Raw genomic sequence first — 3034 nt, forward strand, 5'->3', positions numbered from 1 at the left:
CGAAGTAGAGAAAAAAGTGGTTCGTCGATATGTGCCTAGACCAAGTGTCACCATTATCAAAGGTACAGAAACATCTAATGTGCGCGTCAAGGATTGAGGTGAAATATGAAAATATTAATTGCGTGTGTTTTGAGCCTGATTTGTTTTTCGACGGCCAGTGTTGCGGCATTACAGACAGGAAAAACAGTCACGGTTCCACATCATAAATCTACGCATGTGGTGCTGTCGGGAAAAGCGGCGAAGGTTTCTCTTGGTGATCCTGAAGTCTTAGATATTGTAATTTTAAAGTCAAATGAACTGTTTTTAATTGGTAAAAAATTAGGTGCGACAAACCTAATGGCTTGGGATTCACGAGGTCAGTTGATCGAGTCTATTAACATTGAGGTTACTCATGATCTTAATAGCCTCAAAGCTAAATTATATGAGTTCCTTCCTGATGAAACTATTGAAGTGCACAGTGCGCAGAATCGCTTATTGTTGAGTGGCCAGGTCAGTAACCAGCAACAAATGAATGTGGCGATGAGAATCGCGGAAACTTATTCATCAGGGCAAACCGCCGATAAATCTAATGAAAGTGGCAGTGAGCAAGCCGATGCGACAGGTGTTATCAACCTGATGTCTATAGGTGGCGCGCAACAGGTTATGTTAGAGGTGACGGTTGCCGAGGTTCAAAGAAGCTTAGTGAGAAAGTTTGATGCGAACTTCCATTTTTTCCAAACCAGTGGATCTGACTTTTCTTGGGGGGCGTCTTCTGTACCTGCCGGAGTATTAGGGGCTACGCCTATCTTCAATATTCCTACGTCGACGGACTACGGCATATTAGGGTCTTTCATTGATAGTAATACTCTGTTTACTTTCGCATTGGACGTAGCAAAACAAAACGGGGTCGCTAAGGTATTGGCTGAACCGAACTTAACCGCATTAAGTGGTTCTAAGGCTGAGTTTTTAGCCGGTGGTGAATTTCCTATCCCTGTGCCAGACGAAGATGGCATTACCATAGAATACAAAGAATACGGTGTAGGGCTTAAATTTATACCGACGGTACTCAGTGATAAGAAAATTAATTTAAACCTAGCCGTTGATGTTAGCGAGATAGCCAATACCAGCTCATTGACCATTGACCCGGGTACTACCAATGCCACTTATTTTATCCCACCTATTACTCGGCGTAGTGCGTCATCAACACTGGAGCTAGCTGATGGGCAAACTATTGGTATTGCGGGGTTGTTGAGTGAAAATGTTAGGGACATCAGTAACAAGATGCCAGGTTTTGGAGATGTGCCGATTTTAGGCCAACTTTTTAACAGTCAAGAGTACATATCTGGAGAAACTGAATTAGTAATCTTAGTAACTCCAAGGTTGGCAAAGCCTATTGATAGAAGCAAAGTGACCTTACCCACAGATGCTTTTGTAGACCCTAATGACTTGGAATATTACTTATTGGGCCGAGGCGCTTACATAGCTGAACCGTCTGAATCTGATTCAGAGCAATCTCAAGCGTCACAGGATATATCACCGACTGATGGTGGTAGCGAAGGCTCATTTGGGCATGATTTATAAGGGGATAGATATGACTAAAATAATGATGATCTTTCTCGCAATGTTATTAGTTGGCTGTGCGAACGATGCTCGTTTAGGGCATTCGGTAGCACTAGTGAAAACAGAGCAAACGTATAACCCTAATGCTACCCAAGAGAATTTACTCGAAGTACCTGATGGTACAGGGGAGCGGATGCAGACTGGTTACGACAGATATGTTGGCAGAGGTGAAAACGATCTGTCCGGAAGTAGTAGCCAGATCTTAGAAGATTTTAACTAAATCTGGAGGTACTCATATGTTGTATCGAGTATCACAAAGCCCTAAAAAACAACAAGGCTTAGTTGCGGTGATGATTACTGCTGCCTTGTTGGTTTTTCTAGCTGTCTCAGCGCTAGCTGTAGACATAAACCATATGGTTGTAAATAAAACGCGCTTACAAAATGCAGTTGATTCTGCAGCGCTGGCTGCCGCAACCATATTAGACAATAGCAAAGATAAAGACGCGGTGGATGCAGAAGTCGGTACGGCGCTCAATGCCATGGCGGCTTCAACAGGGAACCAAGAAATTGATTTCTCGACCGCTTCTATAAGCATTGATTATTCGAATGACCCACAGGATTTTACTGGCACGGCGACGTTCGGTGCAAGTGATGATGTTTATGTGCGAGTTCGCGTAGATGCACTAGAGATGGATGAATTTTTCATTCATATGTTTGGTCTTGATAAGGAAGTATCGGCAAGTGCCGTTGCTGGGCCAAGCTCTGGGCAAGATGTAGTTAATAACGTTGTACCCATTGGGGTGTGTATTGGTGATGGCACTTCGGATAACGATATTGACCCAGAAGATGGCTATCACGATGTGACAGGCGAAGAGATAGTTAATGTCTTTGGCTATGAAGTCGGAACGGTCCACGCATTGAAGGTGGGTGACAGTAGCTTGTCAGAAATGGGCAACGGTAATTATCATCTGTTGGATTTCGGTTCCGGTGGTAAAACCGTCAAAGAAGGTTTAGGTGGTAGCTATGACCAGCCAGTCAAAATTGGTGAAGATATCACGACGAAACCTGGTGGCACGGTTGGCCCCACAGGCGATGGTTTGAATACTCGTTTTGGCGATTATGGTGGTGGCTTATCGGCATCCGATTACCCTTCAGATTATGTAACCACAGAACCTACCAATGAAATAACGATTGATGCAGGTACGGGAGAGATAGATTCTGACGGAAGTTATACCTATGCTCAATATGAGTCAGATACCAACGCCTGTATAGCAAACGGTGGTTCCGGGTGTGCATCTAATGGTGTTGCTTGGCGTCGTATTTTACCCATTCCTATGGTTGATTGCTCAGGTAAAAGTGGTGGTGCAACTGACTTTACCGTAAACAAAATTGGCTGCTTTTTCTTGTTACAAAAAGCTCCAACTAACAACTCAGGTACACCCGCCGTTTTTGGTGAGTTTATCCACTCTTGCAGTGTTGCTGGTGGATCTGGTAG

Annotated in this window: 3 protein-coding genes; all 3 read left to right on the top strand. The window is 43.9% G+C overall.

Features of this window, described 5'->3' with window-relative positions:
* The first annotated feature begins 105 nt into the window (after positions 1–105).
* On the top strand, positions 106–1560 hold the full coding sequence (locus Q0688_RS22490) for a type II and III secretion system protein family protein (RefSeq protein ID WP_004734456.1): 1455 nt from the start codon (positions 106–108) through the stop codon (positions 1558–1560).
* A 10-nt stretch (positions 1561–1570) separates the two neighbouring features.
* Positions 1571–1819, top strand: coding sequence for a hypothetical protein (locus Q0688_RS22495; RefSeq protein WP_299082660.1), 249 nt, complete (start codon positions 1571–1573; stop codon positions 1817–1819).
* Between the two features lie 16 nt (positions 1820–1835).
* Positions 1836–3034: TadE/TadG family type IV pilus assembly protein (locus Q0688_RS22500; protein WP_299082662.1), on the top strand; the 1199-nt coding region annotated here is incomplete at its 3' end.

Source organism: uncultured Paraglaciecola sp., assembly GCF_937123705.1.
Lineage (GTDB): Bacteria > Pseudomonadota > Gammaproteobacteria > Enterobacterales > Alteromonadaceae > Paraglaciecola.